The organism is Paenarthrobacter sp. CM16, assembly GCF_013179505.1.
In the GTDB taxonomy this organism is placed as follows: Bacteria; Actinomycetota; Actinomycetes; order Actinomycetales; family Micrococcaceae; genus Arthrobacter.
Map to the genome: position 1 here is coordinate 1 of NZ_JABMCX010000439.1, position 2,814 is coordinate 2,814.

Genomic DNA, 2,814 nt, shown 5'->3' on the forward strand with positions numbered 1-2,814 from the left:
GAACCGGGAGCGTTCGTGCCGGTAGCGGTACGGATGTTCAGCGATGTAAGAGTCTTCGCGATGTACCCACACGGGAATGCCCAGCTCTTGGTGGAGGCGTTTGGCCAAACCCAGGTGATCGAAGTGGGCGTGGGTCAGGACCAGGGCGCGAATATCCTGGAGGGAGTGGCCCAAAGCCCTGAGCGACTTCTCTAGTGGCGTCCACATGGCCGGGAGCCCGGAGTCGATCAGCGTGAGCCCGTCGTGGCCTTCCACCACGTAGAAGTTCACGTACGCGTCCGAGTAGCGGTGGACTCCGTCTGCCACCTCGGTCATTGCCATGGTTGCTCCCCTTTCCCGGGCCGTCAGATGAGGGCGCCGCCACCACTACCATAAGCATGCTTAGTATCTGCGGCAAGGGTGGTCTTGCTGGGGGACGGGCCAGGATCGACCACGTCGTAGGGGTGCCCCACCAGTCGGATTACGATGAATGGATGCCCGTCGCAGCCGGGCTGACTTGGAATCACTTGGGGGAGCAGTGGAGCACGCATCGGGCTGGGTAAACGTACCTCACGCTCAGATCTACTGGGAATCGACGGGTAACCCGGATGGTGTGCCCGTCCTCTACCTTCACGGTGGACCGGGTGGTTCACTGGGCAGAGGAGGGTACCGAAAGCGCCACGACCCCCGCCGCTTCAGAACCATAGGCTTGGATCAACGCGGGTGCGGGAAGAGCACGCCTACTGCTCAAGATGACCTCCTACATCTATCGGTCAACACCACGCAGACCTTGATTGAAGACATCGAGGCGGTCCGTACCCATTTGGGGATTGAACAGTGGATTGTCACCGGGGTTTCATGGGGTAGTACGTTGGCGCTCGCGTATGCCCTGCAGCACCCAAACCGTGTACTGGGCATTGCCCTGGTTGCTGTGACAGCAAGCAGCCGGACCGAGATCCAGTGGATCACGGAGGACGTTGGCCGCGTTTTTCCCGAAGAATGGAGTCGATTCCAGGGCGACTCCGGAGGAGCGCCAGGCGAACGCCTTGTGGAGGCTTATGCCAGGCGTTTGGCCGGGGAGGACCGCGATGACGCCCACCACGCAGCGCTGGCTTGGGAGCGCTGGGAATCCACGCACATATCCTTGGACCCCAACTGGACCCCCGGGGAGATGTTCGACGACGATCGGCAGAGGATGACTTTCGCCCTGTTGGTGGCGCACTATTGGGCCAACGACGGTTTCCTCGCCCAGGGGAACGAGATCATGCCCCGCGTCCATCAGCTCGATGGAATTCCCGGCTATCTGATTCACGGCAGGCGGGACATCAGCGGCCCCGTTGCTACGGCATGGCAACTGCACCAGCGATGGCGGACGAGTCAGCTGCTGGTCATCGAGGATGAGGGCCACGGAGGTCCAGCCAGTATGGCGGCGCTCACGCAGGCCGTGGAAGAACTCGCAGCCAGGATCGTGTGAAGATCATGAGCGGTACAAAGAATTGATGTGAGGGGCTAACCATGGTCTACGACCGGGAACGTGAGCGGCGCGATGACGCTGCGTACGCGGAACATAAAGAAGCTGTGGCGCGAGGCGAGAAGCGCGTCCTTCGCCGGACCCGCACAGGTGAGCTGCACAGCTATCCCGCAGACGAGATCGGGTTTACACCGGGCCGAGGCCAGGCGCAGGTCAGCACGTGGTGGGGTATGGCCATACTGGCCGCTTTTGGGGCAGTGGTATCCATTGCCATGGTGGCGCTGTTGATTGTGCCCGTCCTCCAGGGAAGCGGACCATCATGGGGCTTGCTGTGGCCCTTGGGCATTGCGGGCTTTTTGACTTGGTATGGGTTCAAGCTGTCCAGGGATGAGTATCGGGCCACGCAATTGCGCGTGAAACGCGGTTCCCCTAAGCCGGGCAACGGCAGCGTCGATCTGAATTTGCTGGAGTTGGGGAGCCGTCGGTAGGCCCGGGGTCGAGGGCAGTCACCGAAAAGCCCTTACCCTCGGCGCGGACTTGCGCTATCTTATTCCCACCTGCGTCGGGCTGGCTGGGGAGCGCACGCCACGTCACAACAAAGCGAGGTAACACAATGCGAATCAAAATTCTCTCCGCTGCCCTCTGTGTAGGTGCGCTGACGGCGTTGTCGGCGACGCCGGCTTTCGCTGCAGGACAAGTGGAAAAGGGCCCGGAGAATTCCAACTCCATCTGCTCATACTCGGGCCTGAATGATCATCCCGATGCGGCCTACCCTGAAGGTGGCCGCGTGCAGTCCTACGGTCAGGCCGTGAGGCAGGGGTTCAAGGACGAATTGGCTGAGCGTGGCGAATCGCCCAGCCTGCTCTGCAATGGACATCGGCTTCCTTGGCAGGAAGTGACCGGAAGCCACTGACCCTGCGCTTAAAGAAGACAGGTGCCTCCCGCAGGATGAATTCCGCGGGAGGCAGCTGTTGTCAGCTCACCGCTCTCAGGTGAGTGCCGGCGTCGTCGACGCTTTCCGCGCAATCAGCGCGATTCCCGCCGCGCACCCAAGGAAGACGGCACCCAGAATGCCCCACCCCAACGCGCCATGTTCGACGACGGTGGCGGTCACCACGATCGGTGCGAGCATGGCCCCGAGGGCCGATCCCATCCCGAACATCCCTTGGTAGGCCCCGGCCTGGAGCGGGTCGGCGAGTTCGAAACTCAGTCCCCACGCTCCCGCCTGGGACAGAATCTCCGCAAATGAGTGCAGGAGCGCGGCGCCGCACAGGAGCGACACAGCCGCCACCACCGGCACTCCTCCCGCCGTTGCGTAGAGCACGCAAGCCACGGCCATGAGCACACCACCGGTCATGACGATC

At 62.3% G+C, this 2,814-nt stretch carries 4 protein-coding genes and 1 pseudogene; 3 read left to right on the forward strand and 2 right to left on the reverse strand.

The window, feature by feature from the left end; genetic code table 11:
- The coding region (locus tag HP499_RS23090) for an MBL fold metallo-hydrolase (protein ID WP_172326397.1) at nucleotides 1-321 on the reverse strand (321 nt) is incomplete at its 3' end.
- A 148-nt stretch (nucleotides 322-469) separates the two neighbouring features.
- On the opposite strand from HP499_RS23090, the gene pip reads away from it, so the two are divergent.
- The 3 genes from pip to HP499_RS23105 all read left to right on the forward strand — a co-directional run bounded on the left by pip (nucleotide 470) and on the right by HP499_RS23105 (nucleotide 2,363).
- Nucleotides 470-1,453, forward strand: coding sequence for a prolyl aminopeptidase (gene pip, locus HP499_RS23095; RefSeq protein ID WP_172326398.1), 984 nt, complete (start codon nucleotides 470-472; stop codon nucleotides 1,451-1,453).
- Nucleotides 1,454-1,494: 41 nt separating this feature from the next.
- A complete protein-coding gene (locus tag HP499_RS23100; protein WP_172326399.1) occupies nucleotides 1,495-1,938 on the forward strand; it encodes a hypothetical protein in 444 nt (147 codons plus the stop codon).
- 125 nt (nucleotides 1,939-2,063) lie between these two features.
- Nucleotides 2,064-2,363: a hypothetical protein gene (locus tag HP499_RS23105; protein WP_172326400.1), complete on the forward strand. Its 300-nt coding sequence runs from the start codon at nucleotides 2,064-2,066 to the stop codon at nucleotides 2,361-2,363.
- Nucleotides 2,364-2,438: 75 nt separating this feature from the next.
- On the opposite strand, the pseudogene HP499_RS23110 reads toward HP499_RS23105, so the two are convergent.
- Nucleotides 2,439-2,814 (reverse strand): annotated as a pseudogene (locus tag HP499_RS23110) (MFS transporter); the annotation flags it as partial.